Raw genomic sequence first — 15,740 nt, forward strand, 5'->3', positions numbered from 1 at the left:
AGTTTTGGTGGCATGGATACCACGATGCTGTTCACCGCTGCCCTGCAACTCGTCGACCCCTGGCACGTCACCGATGTGGAGTTCCGCGATACCGACGCGGGTGAGCGGGAGCTGCACATCACGATTAGGTACGGGCCCGGCTCCCGTTTCCACTGTCCCGAGGCGTCATGCCCCGAGGAGGCGCGCCCGGTGCATGACGTGCGTGAGCGTGTATGGCGGCATCTGAATTTCTTCCAGTGCAAGGCGTTCATCCACGCCTCCGTGCCGCGCGTGGCGTGCCCGGAGCACGGCGTGAAGACTGTGACGGTGCCGTGGGCGCGTCCGGGCAGCGGGTTCACGCTGGATTGGCTACAATGTATTAGACAGTCCGATGAGGGACGAATGACGTGAGATTGGAGGCCGACGATGGCCGACCAGAAACATCCCCGCCACTACGACGAGGCGTTCAAACGGAAGATCGTGCAGTTGTACGAGAGCGGCAAGCCATCCCGGGAGACCGGGGCCGAGTACGACATCGCGCGATCGACCCTGCGGCGCTGGGTCCAAGACATCCGCAACAGCGGCTTCACCCGGGCCGCGGACGACCGCACGCCCGAGCAGAACGAGCCGGTCGGGCCGGGGAGACGCGACCGACAGTTGGAGATGGAGGTGGACGTTTCAGAACAGGCGGCGCCGGTACTCGCACGAAAGTAGCAGTGATACGGGCCAACGCCTCCCGTTATCCGATATCGGCGCAGTGCGGGATACTGGGCGTTCCCCGCTCCACCTACTGAATATTTGTAGCTTTTGAGGCCACTGGTTATTGTGCTTGGGGACCAGCATTATGGCGGGAGAAGGCCGGTGGCGGATTGGTTAGAAGCCGTCGGCCTTCGGGGCTAGTTGTCGAGCATGGCTTGCCCGTGGCGTTGCCTCATGTTGTACTCGCCTGTATTAATCCAGATCGCGTTGTGCACGATGCGGTCGAGAATCGTGTCGGCGATGGTGTCGCCGCCGAGCTGACGGTGCCATTCCTTGGTCGCCAGCTGCGTGGCGAACGCCGTGCTGACGGTGTCGTACCGGAGCTCCATGAGCTCCAGGAGGAATCGTTTGAATAGTTCGTCGGGCTTGTCGACGAGCCATTCGTCGATCGCGAGCAGGTTGTAGGTGGCGTATTTGCGCACGAGCTTGGGCACTCCTCCTGGCTTGTTCGACGCGACCGTCACCTGCTCGGCCAGGTCTGGCATTCGGACGTAGACTGCGCGGTACCGTGCCCGGCACGCGGATTTCACCAACGCGCATAGCAGGTGGGATTTGCCCGATCCCGTGGCTCCCTGGAACACGACGTTCAACCGTTGTTCCAGATAGTTCCCGGCGTCGAGACCGGCGATCACGCTCCGGTCGAGCCTGCGTTCCTCCCCCAGGTCGATGGTTCTCAGGTCCGCCTGGGGGGGGGTAGCGCAGACCCGCGCGTTTGACGAGGCGTTGGATCTTGGCGTCCATGTGACCGGAGTGGGCGTTGTCGACCGCAAGCCTGACGACCTCCGTGTGGCTCATGGGCGCCGTCGTTCGCTCGTCGAGCCGTTCGAACGCGTCAAGCAGATCGGATGCGTTCATCTCACGCAATTTGCGTTTGGTCTCGGTGTCGATGATCATCGCGCGTCCACCTTCCCATGTCCGCGTAGTAATCGCCGCCGCGCACCCATCCGACGTCGTCAACGGCGCCGTCGGGGATCCCGCCCGTGGCGTCCTGGCCGGATTCGAGGATCGGTCTGATGTGCGAATACCGCGGCGAAGCGATCGACCGCAGCGACAGCGAACACGCGTTCTCCAAACGTTGGGCGGAATAGCGTTTCGACAGCCGCAGGATGCTCGTCGAGGCGTTCCGTGGCGAACAGCCTGCCGATCACGGCGGCGCAGCCGGGGCCTATTCGCTGGGCCCATTGCTCGCAACGTTTCCTGTCCCATGGTCTCCACGCGGCTTTGCCGGGCAGGTCGGACTCGTTCGTGGACCACTGGTTGGATGCCGTCGCCGGCAGGAGCCGGTGCGAGCACAACCGCGTGTTCCCCATGCCAGACCTCGAGCATGCTCGCGCCGATCCGCAGGTCCACCGTGGAACCGATGTACGCGTACGGGACGGAATACCAGTTGCGCGCATACGCGACGTGGCTGTTGGCCTGCACCCTGCGGCCGTATACCCAGTCCGCCACCTCGTAAGGCATCAGCGGCAACGTGATCAGCAGCGGTTTCTCCTCCGATTCGAACACCGACGACCGGGACCCGTCGCGCTTCTGGAACGCACGGGAATTGTATTCCGCCAGCCAGGCGCGTATCGCGGCCCGCAGTTCGTCAAGCGATCCGAACTCGTGGTCGCGCATCGCGCCGACCAGCGCCATCGTGACGTGCCACACGGTGTTCTCCGCGGACGGCTTGTCCTTCGGCTTCCTCACCCGTCCGGGCAGTACAGCGGCCGAATAGTGCTCGGCCATGCCCCGGTACGCGTCGTTCAACACGATCTCGCCCTCACGTGGATGCTTGATCACGCCGGTCTTCAGGTTGTCGCACACCAGGCGCGGCGTGGATCCGCCGAACCATTCGTACATCGCCACATGGGCCCGCAGCCACGAATTCTGCCCCATATCCAGGGTGGGTTCCACGAACGCGTACCGACTGAACGGCAATACCGCCACGAACAGGTACACGGTCGACGAATCACCGGTGACCGGATCGACGATGCGCATGGTCTTGCCGGCCCAGTCGACCTCGATGGTGCGGCCGGCCTTATGTTCCACCCTGCTTGTCACGCCGAGTCTCGCCACGTACGCGGCGTACAGCTTGCAGAACCTGTCATAACCCATATGGGGCCTACCCGACTGCCGGCATTCGTCCACATACTCGCCGTGCAGAATCCTCAACGTCACGCCGACACGGGCCAACTCCCGGTGGACCTTGCCCCAGTCGGGTTGCTCATACACGCTCTCACGTTCCCCGCGCCCGGGGAACAGCAGCGCGTATACCTCGTCGTCCGGCCTGTTAGCGACGTCATCCCAGCCGATGCCGGCGGCCTTCGCTGCGTCCAGCACGTCGGCCACGCTCCGGCGCGACATGCCTTGGGACCTTGCGATCGCGCGTCCCGATAACCCCTGGCCATGCAAACGCAGGACCAGTTTCGCCTGTATTTTCCGTACCATTGCTGGCAGCTCCTTCCACCACACGTCCCTCGCATGGTGAAATCGGAATTCTGAAACTTCCAATCCATCAAGCGGCCATTCGCCGGAGCATACAGGAACAGCACGGTTCTGATGTCACCGGGCTCGGTGCCATCCATGCCACCGGTCACATAATTAGGGGCTGTTTTCCGGTTCCTCAGCAGTCATAAGTACGGAAAAACGTATACACCCAACGGAAACGCCTTCACAGCCTCCGCCAAAGGTTCTTCTCTTGCAGCCCAAGAGAAGAACCTAGCGAATCAGTGAAGACGTCAACAAACGGACCGGCCCCGCGCGCGACAGCACCACATCCTGTTCTTTATTCCAGCCTTGCCATAGGCATAAGAGGCATAAGAGCCTTCTTCCTCCAAAGGAGAAGGGTTAACGGTGTATCTCAGCACTTCGAGAAGCCAGATCGCAGAGCAACACTCCGATTATCGGATTGAAGAAATTCGGATCCGATGATCGGAGTGCGGTTTCACGTCTGCATTACTAGCGTTTTGCGTCTATACAGCTCAAGAAAAGGGCGGAAAATACTAGTTGTGCAGATACGACGACCGCAGATGGGCCGTTGCGTATACGCAAATTGCGGAAGCGATCACCAGTAGCAGCGAGATGATGGCGAGCGCCTGCACTGCGGATCCGGAGCGAGGCATTTCCGGCTTCTCCGGCTTTTCTGAATCGCCGGGTTTGCCAGGTTCTTCTGGTTCATCTGGCTCGGCGACGGCTTTGATGGTTACCGTCACTTGGGCGCTTATGCCATCATGGTCGGAGGTGCGCAACTGTATGCCCGCTCCCCTACTCGAGTTTGCATCTATAACACCATCCGCACCATTGCGCACGGCGCTGATGGTGATGTTCTGGCTCACGGCTTCGAAGGCTTTCCTCTTCCCAACCGCCTGCATTGCGCGATCGATCTGATCGTTCAACGCCTGCAATTGGTCACTATCCACCACAAGACGGTAGTCAGCGATGCCGTTCAGTTGCGTTCCCGTCAAGGTCAGTAGGTCGTCAGCACTCAGCTGCTGAAGGCCGCTCGCCGGATCCAATTCCACCAAAGTCTGCTTACTGGAGATCGCCAGATCGCCGACATGGAACATTCCGTCACCCGTACCATCACCGCTAGTGCCGCCTGGAATCAGCCCAAGCGAGTCAGCCAAGTACGGCGCAAGATTCGACAAGTCGGAGAACGAGCCACTCAACAAGGCGAGCGTGTTCAGTCCAGCTGGGATCATACCCCGGTATTCGCCACCGCGAACAGTCATAGCCAAGATTTTTAGCGTCATCCAGCAGGTTGAATAGCGTCGGCGCGGTGAACGTTCCGCCCGAAAAACTGCCTTGCGCGGAAGTCTCATCCGTTTCGGCAAAGCGCATCAGCGTCGCGTCTGAAGTGAACGTGCCACTTTCCACGCGCAATGTGCCACGGCAATCGACTGCAGGCTGTGTTCCGCCAGCAACCGTTCCCGGGCCGACAATGGTGAGCTGCATGTTCGCAGGCACAGTGATCGCAGCAAACCCAGCAGCTCCACCGGATTCAGCGGCTTGCAGCGTATGCCCGTTCAGGTGAAACGTTACGTTTCGTACGCCTTTCGGTGGCGTAATCATAACGCTTTCCGTCACGTCGGCTAGCAATGTGACCGTCGTATTCTTCAACGTTGTTCGCCCAATCGCCTCCTGTACGCTCGCGTAGGTTGTGTTGCCCACTTGCGCGACCGCCTGAGATTCGGCGGCATCGGCAACCGTATCTGTAGAGAACAGCAGCGTTCCAAACAGCGACGCGATCGCGAAAACAGCGGTCAGCACCACCGAAACCAAATACTTACCTTGCGTTCGCGGGCACATGTTCACCCGCTTCTCATGACTACGCATGATTATTTCCTTTTATAGGTTCTATTGCATATTTCAATCCGCACCGAAGTGCGTGGGACCACCCTCAGCTGTGAGGGATGACGTTACAGAAATCATGGCGCCACGTTGCATTAATTATCTCATAATACGCGAAGGAAAGCAAATTACCTATTTTGAAAATCCAAATCTTATATGAGATATATCAAAAGACAATCTTTAGTTATAGTGGACCTGATTACATAAGTTGAATCTGTTTCACATGAGTATTACAATATTACCCATAAAAATAAATCCATCATATAAACTACAAAAATATACGTGTGACAAATAATTGTTTCCCATCAAGAAACAAGTGAGGCTGAATCCAAACAAGCGAAGCCATGGCTAAAAACAGCGCGGTCGCAACCAAACAAACTCCACCACACAAAAACACATCCTCCGTCTGCACAAGTCAGGAAATACAAAAAGAGCGCTCCGGGAGTAAGCGCTCTGATTTGCACGACGATTCGTGCGAAAAGTACCGCTGAATTTAGTAAGATCCGGTGCCGCGGAAGACCACGAGCACGGTTTTTGCGAGAATCGCAAGATCGCCTGCAATGGACCAATTTTCGATATAGGAAACGTCCAGATATTCGCTCTGCTCCTGCGAAAGATCCGAACGGCCGGAAACCTGCCAAGGACCGGCAATACCAGGCTTAACCAGCAGTCGCGCGGAATAAAGGGAACCATAGCGGGCAACCTCTTCCGGCAAAGCCGGGCGAGGACCAACCAAAGACATGTCGCCCTTCAAAACGTTGAAGAACTGTGGGAATTCATCCAACGAAGTCTTACGAATAAAACGACCAACCTTCGTAATTCTCGGATCATCCTTCATTTTGAAGATGAAACGATCGGTCTGTCCATTTTCTTCGGCAAGTTTCTTCTTCAATTCTTCCGCATTGGTAACCATGGAACGGAATTTATACATGGTAAACGGCTTGCCATGCAAACCGATACGCTTCTGCGAGAAGAAAATCGGACCACCGTCATCAAGCTTGATGGCGAGCGCCGTACCCAACATCAGCGGCGAGAAAATCAGCAGCGCGAAAGCCGAACCAACGATATCCAGCAGGCGTTTAATCACGTACGTCGTATTCGTATACTGCGGCAAACTGGCCAACAATACAGGCTGTTCGGCGGTATTACGCAAGTACAGGCGATGACCGCTCACATCTGCCAGAGACACGGCCAACGCAAGCTCCATGCCAAGGGATTCGACCGCAAGCGAAATGCCATGCAGCATTTCGGAATCACGGGAAAGCACGTCGGCAACGTACACTTCCTGCGCACCCAAGCTTTCGCACGTACGCGGGAAAGCGGCATTGAACGGGATCACCTTCAGTTTGTCGGCACCTTCAATGGAAGGATCAGGCTCGAACGACGTGACCACATAAGCGTCTTTCTCATTACCGTCAACTTCGATCGGACACACGGCAATCGGCGAATACCCCCAATTGGAGTAGTCCCGCATGGTACGCAACGCACGATTGATACCGTCGGAAGAGCCGATCACCACGGTCTTATACTTACAGGCACCCTTCTGACGGCTGCGATGCTGCCACTGACGCATCTGCCAACGGGCGATGACTTCTAGGAAGAATGCAATGATCGGAGCGACGATAAGCGCGGTTCGCGGCAAGGAAAGATTGAAAATAAAAGCAAGCGAGCAGTAAGTGATGATGGTGAGCAGCGACGCATTGATGATTTTCGCATACAGCTCGTAGCCTTCCGCCATCACATGGCGATGATACGTTCCAGCAAAAGTGAGACTCAACACCCAGATGAAACTGAAGCAGACGAGGAACAGCCAGAACGGCATAGCCCCATTGATGGCATTATATGCGGCATCATTGACCCAAAGACTGATGGACAGCGAAATCAGCATGACCGCAAGATCGACCATCACCAGGCAAGCGACAAAAAAATAACGCCATGCGGGCACAACCTGACTCCGCCTGCCCTTGCGTCTTCCATCTTCACCAACGGAAAATGGCGTGTTCGAAAACGTCATCGGCTCAAACTGAGGGCTGTTGTTTTGTGACTGATGCCGCTCCTGCTTCTGATCCTGATGACGAGAGTCAGAAGAGACGATATGGATTTTCTGGGTTCTCACTACTTGATCCGAATCCTGCTCAGAGCTGCGGAAACCACCTTGCATGACTTCTCCTCCCACCATCCCCACCCCACCCTCGAAAACAGGGGGGTATTCTCTCTGCGAAGGAAGCATACTATAAGCCCCGTACCTCCAACTCGCTTTTGCGGTTAAATCACTATTGGAAACACTTGCTTTTGACGAGATACCGCGAAACGCGCAGCAAGAACGGATGAAAAGTTGACGTCCGTTCCGTAAACGTGAGATTGCATGCGCATATACCCACATATTCTCCATACTCCCCTGTTGCAAGATGGCTTGTTAGAGCCGCTTGCTTGACGATTTGGCCGTTTTACGGCCGCCTGTTTGGCTGCTTAAGCTGCCTACGGAACTACGGAACTGTCTAGCGGCCTTCAATCAACGGGGTCTGACGAAAGGTGAGCGGCTCATCCGTATCCGGGGCGGACTGCACGTGCACGGTGATCTCATAGGATTCGCCGGGCTGCAAGGTCACATCGCCCACGCCCACGGTCAGGCCATTATGCAAAGTCACACCCTTGTAATCGTCGGCATTCTGAAATTCCCAATCCACCAAACGACCGTTCGCAGGCGCGTAAATGAACAATGCCGTCTTGATCTGGCCCTTCGGAACGATATTTCCGCCACCAGTCACATATTAGCCGCTTCTTCCGCCGTCATGGTGTTCTGCAACTTGATATGCACCGTATACTGGTTCGCGCCGTTTCGCGCGACCTTCTGGAATTCAGTGGTCACTTCGCGATGCAAATACCAGTCCATTTTCGACTCGGTTTCGTCGGAAATATACACGCCGACCTGCGGTTTTGCACCTTCCGTAATCAATTTGCCGGAAATAGCGGAATCGGCAATCAGATTCTGCTCATCCTCATGCGCGCTCCACACCACCACATGTCCCTGCTCAACAGACGTGGAAAGCGCCTTGACATACGATTTGAAATTGCCCGCATTCCGCATGATATGGTCGAACGCAGACTGCGCAGCAACCGCGAAATACTCGTCCGTCTCCTGCGGAGCCATGCGCGCATACACGTCATGCAGCAACGTTCGGGCAGTATTCGCACCATCCAACGTCGAACCGTCAGGCATGGCAACGCCACCGGTCACCGCCAGCATGTTCTGCAGGAACAGCGGATCAATGGCGATCACACCATCAACCGCAACGCCATACTGGCGATTCCACATGGCGCTCATAATCTCGCCGGTACGCGGAAAATCAGGCGTGAAATTCACGTCGCGAATATCCTTGCCAAGCTTGTCGGTAAACAGCAAACGTTCCTCGGCAGTCAAATCCACAACCGGCTCGTCGGCATTCTGAATTTCCGAATCGGAAACGAACGGCTGCAAGCTCACGTGACCGCCCTGCACCGTGGCCAGGCCGAGCGATCCCGTAAGACCACCGAACGGGCGAGCCTCCGCATTCGTTTGCGCAAGAATCAAATAATTGCGCGGAGCATCATTCGCATGGCTTTCCGTACCCAACATGCTTGGAAGCACCTGCACGATGGAATTCAAGGAATGCACCATGCTATCAAGTTTTTCGCAATACGTTTCCGCGGTTTTCAGGGCGTCCACGATCTGCGCGACATACGGGGTTTCACGGCTTTCACGGTTTTCACTTCCCGCGTGGCCTTGTTGATCGTATCGTCCGCGATCTGGAGCGGCCGCTGAGACGCTTCCAATCCGGAAATTTCAATCGTGCCATTTTCCACGTGAACATTATTCAGATCATTATCGTAATGCTGTAATTGAGCTATGGAATCCAAACTTTTGTTCCATAATCCCTGTTTGCTTGGTCGTGAAGAAAACGGGTGAATGGAAGGCATGATCGCGACAATCAGAGGCACGTAACGTTTACCATCGAGGCTGTTCGGCAGCATGCGCAGAAGCATCGCGAACACGATGACGGCGAATACGAACCACAGCAACGCCGTAAGCAGTAAAGCGCGCATTTAGGATGACGCCTTCACGAGAGTGCCATTATATGGACACTTTCCGGCATTTGGAATCGTTCTGATACGTTCATCCGATAGTCTATAAGTTACAAAACGGCGCTTAATAAAAGAGGTAGTCATGAGCGAAGAGGCAATGCGAGAAAAAGTGGCGCAAGCTGTGGAAGTGGCCGCAAACAAGGCCGCCGAAGAGGAAATCAGCAAGCTGACTGAATTCGAAAGCGCCATCGACGAGACGCTCGCCTCCGGATATTTGGACGATACGCTCACCGTCACCGACACAAACGGTGTAGCGCAAGTGCTGCCGGTGCTTGATTCCGAGCCGATCTCACACCTAGTGGAAGGCTTAGAAGCCGTAGGCGGGAGCGCCAATGTGTTCGTGCACACCAGCGCAGGCGTGGTGGCCCTCAGCGTAGTGGAATACAAGCCCAACGAAAAGGAGTAGCCGTCGCAGCATGCACGGTCAGGCGGCACGCCTACGGTTGAGGGCGCGTTGCACGGTTTCATGCGTGGAACCGGCACCCTGGCCGCGCACGCCGAAGAACACCATCAGCACCATCACGAAGCAGATTGCCGCGCTGATACGAAGCGCCCACTGAATGCCGAACACGTTGGCAGCCGCATACACGGCTTTTTTGCCACCGAGCGCAGTCCAACGAAGAGACGTGAACGTCTCCATCAAAATCACCAACACCGGAGCGCCAATCGCGCCCGCAATCTGACGAACCGTATTCGTCACCGCGGATCCGGCGCTCACCTCTTCCGGTTCCAAACAATTCAGTGACCATGTGGTGATCGGCATCAACACGAAACCCATGCCGATCTGGCGCACAAACTGCCAAATCGACACCCACCAAATCCACGAGGTCACGGAAATCAAACTCATCATGACCGTGCCGAAACACAAGGTAATCGTGCCTACCAACGCCACCGGGCGTGCACCGAAACGGTCAAGCACCTTACCACCGAAAAACTGCGAAATGCACTGGCCCAAAGCACCCGGAAGCATCACCAGGCCGCTAATCGCAGCAGAATAGCCACGGCAATCCTGAATGTACAGGGGCATGATCACCATAATCGAACTGAACGCGAAGAACGAGAGCGCGGCCGTGATCGTGCCAACAGTAAAACTACGATTCTTCAACACGCTCAAATTCAACAGTGGCGGCTGCGCTTCAGGATTTTCAATCTGCCTGCGCGCGCCATGAATCTGGCGAAGCACAAACCAAATAATTCCCACAACGCCAATCACCATTGGCAGCCAAACCATAGGATTTACAAACGAATACGATTCAATATTCGTAAAGCCGAACATTAGCCCGCCGAAACCGAAAATAGACAGTCCAACGGAAAAAAAGTCAGCCTTCGCGGTTTTATCATTCTCACCGAAATTATGCAATCCAAAATAGGCAAGAAGCAGCGAAATTACGCCGATAATGGTCAACGTGAGGAAAATTGAACGCCAACCGTTCAAGTCCGTCTGCACACCGCCAAGCGTCGGACCGATCGCCGGAGCCACGCTCATCGCCACACCAACCGTACCCATTGCGAAACCACGGCGAGACAGCGGATAAATCGAAAACACCGTAATCTGCAACACCGGCCACATCACACCCGTGCCAACCGCCTCAAGCAAACGCCCGATCAGCACCATCAAAAAAGTTGGACCAAGCCAAGCGAACAGTGAACCGATCGTGAACACAACCATGGAAACAAGCACGATTTCGCGCGTCGAAAAACGTCTCGTAAGGTATGCCGTAAGCGGCACCATCACGCCCATGACCAGCTGGAAAATCGACGTCAGCCACTGACCGGTCGTAACGGAAATACCAAAATCACTGACGATCGTCGGCAACGCGGCGCTCAACTGCAATTGTGTGAAATTACCGACGAACGTAATAAATGTAAGAACCGCAATGGAAATAAACGCCGTGCGCGTTAAATGACCGTTCTGATACGATTCCTCTCGAGCAAGCGCTCGGGACATGCTCCGCTTCGCTGACATCAACCACCTTCTCCACATTCAAACGCACAAACTATATGATAGCCCGTATGACAGAGGCATGGATATTCACCTGCGGATTCCTGTTTTTGTCATTTCTGGGTAACGCTCCCTATTTAGAGGTATCATGACACACGAAAGAGATAGGCAGGTTTTCGGCGCAGGCAGCGTCGGGGGGGGGTGATGACAGTCAGGGCCATGTTCCACATCTGCATGGAGTTGTAGGGTGTTTTCATATGCCTGATTTTCGCAGGCTGAATTTTCATTGCAACACCACAAAAAACCAGACGAACTCGCATCAAAATACTCATGCAGATCGCCTGCATGCTTCTTCTTGGATTCGACGCGCTCAGCTGGTATTTTCACGCAAATGCAGACGAAACCGCATACTATATGGTTCGCATAAGCAATTTCTCAGTATTCTGCATCAACTATATTTTCATGAGTTTCTTCGCAACCTATGTTTGGTTGACAGTGAGCAAAAATCAGCATCGCAAACCAGCCGCATTGCATACCGTCTACGCATTATCCGTAATTGGAATTCTCTTACTTATCATTACACAATTCACTGGTCTTTTCTACTATTTCGATGACCACAATCTTTACCATCGCGGTAATTTCTATCTTCTTTCGCAAGCAATTGCGGTCTCGGGAATCGCATTATGCCTCTTCATGCTGATCTCATATCGCAAGAATCTTGATCGCATTACTTTCCTTTCCGTGATGTCGTTCTCCGTACTACCAGTATTGGCGACCATCTACCAAGCACTGGCATACGGTTTTTCATTGCAATGTTTGGCGATCGTGATTTCCACACAGATTATGTTCATCATGGACACCGTGGAACTGAACCTGCGATTCTACTCGCAACAGGCCGCCTACGAAAAAGCAAGGTACGAAGCCGAACATGACGGCATGACCGGTTTGCTGAACAAAGAAGCGGGATATAAACGCATGCGCAAATACTTCGACCGCATGGATTCGCACGACGAAGCGATACTGATGTTCGTCGACATCGACGATTTCAAAACCATCAACGACACATACGGACACACAGTCGGCGATTTCTGGATCCGCGAGGTCGCATCCCAGCTTCGGCACATCTACTGGCAAGATGACATCATCTGCCGATACGGCGGCGACGAATTCATAGCACTCATCCGAAACACCGCCAGCGAACAGGTGCTCGAAACCACGCTGGGCATGTTCTTCCAACAGTTGACACGCGCCTCGGAACAGCACGGGCAAGACGTGCATTGCAGCGTAGGCGTGTGCCGCATTGCCGCCATCCGCATCAGCGGAAACAGGGATATCAGCAGAAACACGGATGGAGGAAACGGCGAAGATACCAGAGGCGGCGTGGATTTCGGCCAATGCGTCAAACAGGCCGACCTGGCGCTGTACGAAACCAAGCGATTCAACAAAGGAACATTCACCGTCTACAATTACGACCGTCCCCAGCCAGCATCCGCAATCTGCACCTAGGAGCGGCCGGAAAGCGTGAGGAAGACGAGAATCACATTAAGCGCAACAATCAGCGAAACAACCATCATATTGATCGCGAATTTCACCGGACCATCCACATAATCGCCCATTAATGAGCGATCGTGAGTGTATTTCATCAGCGGAATGATCGCGAACGGAATACCGATCGACAGTACCACCTGCCCTATGATCAGCGCCTCCGTCGGATTCTTCGCAAACCACAGTACAACCAATGCCGGCACAAGCGTCACCACGCGGCACGCCCACATCGGCGCTTTGATCCGCAACAGTCCATGCATGATTTCGGCACCGGCGTACGTGCCGACCGATGTGGAGCTCAGGCTGGAAGCCAGCAGTCCGACCGAGAAAATCGTGCCGATCACCGGCCCAAGCACCTGTTCGATGGCTTGTTGCGCACCTTCGATCGTATCCGTACCGGTCATGCCATGCAGTGAATTTGCTGCAAGAATCAATAGCGCAAGATTCACCGATCCCGCAAGCAATAATGCCCAAAACACGTCTATTTTACTGCCGTGCAACAGAGTTTTCACACTCGGTTTTGGCTGTCCTGGCGCATAATGATCGTTCACCAGCGTGGAATGCAGGTAAATCGCATGCGGCATCACCGTGGCACCCAGCATGGAAGTCGCCATCAAAACCGTTTCCGTTCCTTGAAAATGCGGAACAAGACCTTGCAAAACTTGCACTGGATTTGGTGGATCAATAAAAAGTCCTGCAATGAAACCAAACGTGATCACTAGCAGTAATCCGATTATCATTCTTTCGAAAATATGATGCGTCGCACTTTTTTGAAAAATTAATAGTACTGTCGAAATAATCCCGATTATGCATCCGCCGACAAAAAGTGGTAGTCCAAATAATAGTTTCAGTGCGATTGCGCCACCAATTACTTCTGCAAGATCAGTTGCGATGGCAATAACTTCCGCTTGCATGAAAAACATGAATCGGCCGCCGTCGCCAAGTCGTTCCCCTAAGATTTCCGGAAGACTATTTCCTGTGACAATGCCAAGTTTCGCGGATTGATATTGAATAAGCACGCTCATGCAATTGGCGAGCACCAGCACCCATACCAACAAATAGCCGTACCGCGCGCCGGATGTGATATTCGCAGCCACGTTGCCTGGGTCCACGTAGGCGACGGCCGCCACAAAAGCGGGACCAAGCATGCCAGCAAGCGCATGCCCGTAATGCTGGTGAGATTGTGGTTGCGGAGTAGTTATTGCATTCTTTGAATCCATATCGTCCTCCATATCCGCGCAATGTTATAGCGCGCTTACCTGCATGGAATTGTTACGGCCGTTACGCCTCCCGCTAAACTGGTGTGGAGAACATCGCATATTCGATTCAAGGGGTTGTTTCCATGGCTACTTTCCATACTCCGATGGTTACGCTTTCCGACGGCAATCTGATTCCGCAGATCGGTTTGGGCGTGCTGCGCATCGACGATGAGGGCGTTACTCCCGTAGTTGAGAGCGCGCTGGAAGCCGGCTATCGGCACATCGACGGTGCCGCGGGATACAACAACGAGGCCGGTGTGGGGCGTGCGCTGCGCAATGCGGGCTTCACGCAAGGCGAGCATCGCAAGAATCTGTGGGTCACGACGAAGCTGCGTGATTCCGAGCAGGGGTATGACAGCGCGCGCAAAGCGTTCGACCGCCAGCTTAGTCTGCTACAACTCGACTATGTCGACATGTATATGCTCCATTGGCCAACTCCGTTCGACTGGCGTTCCGGCGAAACGTGGAAGGCATTCACTGAGTTTCGTGCGGAAGGACGTGTGCGCACACTGGGCGTGTGCAATTTCATGCCCGAACATCTTGACCGCTTGCATGAGGAGACGGGCGAGTATCCGGCCGTCAACCAGATCGAACTGCACCCGACCTGGCAGCAGCGCGAGGTTGTGGAATACTGCAAGGCGCACGGCATTGCAGTGGAAGCGTATTCGCCGATGGCCCGCGGCGCTGATTTGAACGCTGGAAATGGCACGATCGAACGTATCGCAGCTGCGCACGGGGTCACCCCGGCACAGGTGATTCTGCGCTGGCATATCGAAAATGGAACAATCATCATCCCCAAGTCGACGCATGCGGAACGACAGAAGCAGAATCTCGATCTGTTCGGTTTCGCGCTTGCTCCTGAAGAGCATGCCGCGATTGACACGCTTGATGGTCCGACGCGCGCAGGTCATGATCCAATGACGTTCACCTACGCCTGATATTCCCAATTCCGCAATTTCAGTGTGTTGCATGTATTATTTCAATACTTATGGCACGAAAGAATAATCGTAATTCTTATAATTATCGGAATATTGAGCAAGATGTGCGTGATATTCAGCGGGCTGGCAAACGGTTCAAAAAAAGTTGGATTAATGCTGACGGTCCGCTGGAACGCATTCTCATTCTGCTGGTCGTCGTTGCGGTAATCGGCGTCACTATCGGCATGCTTCTGCCGAAAGTCAATCCGACCGTAGGTGAGATTACCGGCGAATACACGGCAACCGGCACTGCCGCGGAAACGTTGGAAAAACTTACGGTTGACGACAATCCCAGCAAAGCCGGATATGATCGCGACGCGTTCGGATTCCGAGAAACCGACAACGACGGCAATGGTTGCGACGTGCGCGAAGATGTGCTCGCCCGCGATTTAACGGACGTGCAATATAAGAACAGCCGCAGCTGCCAAGTTGCGTCGGGTACACTCGATGACCCATATACCGGTCAGACCATTCAGTTCGTGCGCGGAGTGAAAACGTCTTCGGCGGTGCAGATCGACCATGTGGTCGCGTTGGAGAATGCATGGCAGTCGGGCGCGAACACGTGGGATCATACGAAGCTGTACCAATTCGGCAATGACATGTACAATCTACTGGCCGTGGATGGGCCGGCGAATCAGCAGAAGGGTTCCGCTTCGGCCGCATACTGGCTACCGACGAACAGCGAATACCGTTGCGATTACGTGGCTCGGCAGATTGGCGTGAAAGACAAGTACGGACTGACCGTCACCACGCAGGAAAAGCGAGCGATGCTTTCCGTGCTGCACGGCTGCCCCGCACAGGAATTGCCGGCAAACTGAAGCTAAT

General features: G+C 54.6%; 13 protein-coding genes and 3 pseudogenes. 6 read left to right on the top strand and 10 right to left on the bottom strand.

The genetic code is table 11. The annotated features are described in order from the left end of the window. Positions 1 to 12: 12 nt before the first annotated feature. Positions 13 to 342 (top strand): annotated as a pseudogene (locus BBCT_RS07215) (transposase family protein); the annotation flags it as partial. Between the two features lie 63 nt (positions 343 to 405). Continuing rightward, positions 406 to 770, top strand: a pseudogene (locus tag BBCT_RS07220) (helix-turn-helix domain-containing protein); the annotation flags it as partial. A 105-nt stretch (positions 771 to 875) separates the two neighbouring features. Here BBCT_RS07220 and BBCT_RS07225 read toward each other — a convergent pair. From BBCT_RS07225 to BBCT_RS09550, 8 genes and pseudogenes are all read right to left on the bottom strand, one after another. Continuing rightward, positions 876 to 1,508, bottom strand: coding sequence for an ATP-binding protein (locus tag BBCT_RS07225; RefSeq protein ID WP_229027290.1), 633 nt, complete (start codon positions 1,506 to 1,508; stop codon positions 876 to 878). Positions 1,509 to 1,594: 86 nt separating this feature from the next. Beyond that, positions 1,595 to 3,168: pseudogene (istA, locus tag BBCT_RS08980) on the bottom strand (IS21 family transposase). Between the two features lie 554 nt (positions 3,169 to 3,722). Continuing rightward, positions 3,723 to 4,451 (bottom strand): hypothetical protein, encoded by a 729-nt coding sequence (locus tag BBCT_RS08985; protein WP_160245615.1) that lies wholly within the window; start codon positions 4,449 to 4,451, stop codon positions 3,723 to 3,725. Continuing rightward, a complete protein-coding gene (locus BBCT_RS08990; RefSeq protein WP_003835516.1) occupies positions 4,339 to 5,055 on the bottom strand; it encodes a hypothetical protein in 717 nt (238 codons plus the stop codon). The genes BBCT_RS08985 and BBCT_RS08990 overlap by 113 nt, the downstream gene beginning before the upstream one ends. Positions 5,056 to 5,563: 508 nt before the next feature. Further along, positions 5,564 to 7,231: a sugar transferase gene (locus tag BBCT_RS07235; RefSeq protein ID WP_033512973.1), complete on the bottom strand. Its 1,668-nt coding sequence runs from the start codon at positions 7,229 to 7,231 to the stop codon at positions 5,564 to 5,566. A gap of 337 nt (positions 7,232 to 7,568) precedes the next feature. After that, on the bottom strand, positions 7,569 to 7,838 hold the full coding sequence (locus BBCT_RS09545) for a hypothetical protein (RefSeq protein ID WP_003835518.1): 270 nt from the start codon (positions 7,836 to 7,838) through the stop codon (positions 7,569 to 7,571). Beyond that, positions 7,835 to 8,728, bottom strand: coding sequence for a DUF4012 domain-containing protein (locus BBCT_RS08995; protein WP_231858052.1), 894 nt, complete (start codon positions 8,726 to 8,728; stop codon positions 7,835 to 7,837). Before BBCT_RS08995 ends, BBCT_RS09545 begins: the two co-directional genes overlap by 4 nt. Positions 8,729 to 8,763: 35 nt before the next feature. Continuing rightward, positions 8,764 to 9,093, bottom strand: a complete 330-nt coding sequence (locus BBCT_RS09550) for a hypothetical protein (protein ID WP_231858053.1) — start codon at positions 9,091 to 9,093, stop codon at positions 8,764 to 8,766. A 181-nt stretch (positions 9,094 to 9,274) separates the two neighbouring features. Here BBCT_RS09550 and BBCT_RS07245 point away from each other — a divergent pair, with 181 nt between their 5' ends. After that, the gene (locus BBCT_RS07245; protein ID WP_003835521.1) at positions 9,275 to 9,598 is read left to right on the top strand and encodes a hypothetical protein; all 324 of its coding nucleotides are present in this window, start codon (positions 9,275 to 9,277) and stop codon (positions 9,596 to 9,598) included. Between the two features lie 18 nt (positions 9,599 to 9,616). Here BBCT_RS07245 and BBCT_RS07250 read toward each other — a convergent pair whose 3' ends face one another. Beyond that, positions 9,617 to 11,176, bottom strand: a complete 1,560-nt coding sequence (locus BBCT_RS07250; protein ID WP_003835522.1) for an MDR family MFS transporter — start codon at positions 11,174 to 11,176, stop codon at positions 9,617 to 9,619. Between the two features lie 651 nt (positions 11,177 to 11,827). On the opposite strand from BBCT_RS07250, the gene BBCT_RS07255 reads away from it, so the two are divergent. Then, the gene (locus BBCT_RS07255; RefSeq protein WP_157835509.1) at positions 11,828 to 12,640 is read left to right on the top strand and encodes a GGDEF domain-containing protein; all 813 of its coding nucleotides are present in this window, start codon (positions 11,828 to 11,830) and stop codon (positions 12,638 to 12,640) included. On the opposite strand, the gene BBCT_RS07260 is transcribed toward BBCT_RS07255, so the two are convergent. Then, positions 12,637 to 13,899 carry an Nramp family divalent metal transporter gene (locus BBCT_RS07260; protein WP_147522594.1) on the bottom strand — a complete coding sequence of 421 codons (1,263 nt, stop codon included), beginning with the start codon at positions 13,897 to 13,899 and terminating at the stop codon, positions 12,637 to 12,639. The genes BBCT_RS07255 and BBCT_RS07260 overlap by 4 nt on opposite strands. Positions 13,900 to 14,021: 122 nt before the next feature. Between BBCT_RS07260 and BBCT_RS07265 the strand changes: the two genes are divergently transcribed. Further along, on the top strand, positions 14,022 to 14,876 hold the full coding sequence (locus tag BBCT_RS07265; protein ID WP_033512999.1) for an aldo/keto reductase: 855 nt from the start codon (positions 14,022 to 14,024) through the stop codon (positions 14,874 to 14,876). A gap of 50 nt (positions 14,877 to 14,926) precedes the next feature. Next, positions 14,927 to 15,733, top strand: a complete 807-nt coding sequence (locus BBCT_RS07270) for an HNH endonuclease family protein (RefSeq protein WP_003835526.1) — start codon at positions 14,927 to 14,929, stop codon at positions 15,731 to 15,733. The last annotated feature ends 7 nt before the right edge of the window (positions 15,734 to 15,740 follow it).

The organism is Bifidobacterium catenulatum DSM 16992 = JCM 1194 = LMG 11043, from assembly GCF_001025195.1.
Classification (GTDB): domain Bacteria; phylum Actinomycetota; class Actinomycetes; order Actinomycetales; family Bifidobacteriaceae; genus Bifidobacterium; species Bifidobacterium catenulatum.

Excerpts from the sequence above, each read along its gene's own strand:
- BBCT_RS08985 (WP_160245615.1), bottom strand. The coding sequence starts at position 4,451 with ATGACTGTTCGCGGTGGCGAATACCGGGGTATGATCCCAGCTGGACTG.
- BBCT_RS08990 (WP_003835516.1), bottom strand. The coding sequence starts at position 5,055 with ATGCGTAGTCATGAGAAGCGGGTGAACATGTGCCCGCGAACGCAAGGT.
- BBCT_RS07235 (WP_033512973.1), bottom strand. The coding sequence starts at position 7,231 with ATGCAAGGTGGTTTCCGCAGCTCTGAGCAGGATTCGGATCAAGTAGTG.
- BBCT_RS08995 (WP_231858052.1), bottom strand. The coding sequence starts at position 8,728 with ATGGTGCATTCCTTGAATTCCATCGTGCAGGTGCTTCCAAGCATGTTG.
- BBCT_RS09550 (WP_231858053.1), bottom strand. The coding sequence starts at position 9,093 with ATGCTTCTGCGCATGCTGCCGAACAGCCTCGATGGTAAACGTTACGTG.
- BBCT_RS07245 (WP_003835521.1), top strand. The coding sequence starts at position 9,275 with ATGAGCGAAGAGGCAATGCGAGAAAAAGTGGCGCAAGCTGTGGAAGTG.
- BBCT_RS07250 (WP_003835522.1), bottom strand. The coding sequence starts at position 11,176 with ATGTGGAGAAGGTGGTTGATGTCAGCGAAGCGGAGCATGTCCCGAGCG.
- BBCT_RS07255 (WP_157835509.1), top strand. The coding sequence starts at position 11,828 with ATGCTGATCTCATATCGCAAGAATCTTGATCGCATTACTTTCCTTTCC.
- BBCT_RS07260 (WP_147522594.1), bottom strand. The coding sequence starts at position 13,899 with ATGGATTCAAAGAATGCAATAACTACTCCGCAACCACAATCTCACCAG.
- BBCT_RS07265 (WP_033512999.1), top strand. The coding sequence starts at position 14,022 with ATGGCTACTTTCCATACTCCGATGGTTACGCTTTCCGACGGCAATCTG.
- BBCT_RS07270 (WP_003835526.1), top strand. The coding sequence starts at position 14,927 with ATGGCACGAAAGAATAATCGTAATTCTTATAATTATCGGAATATTGAG.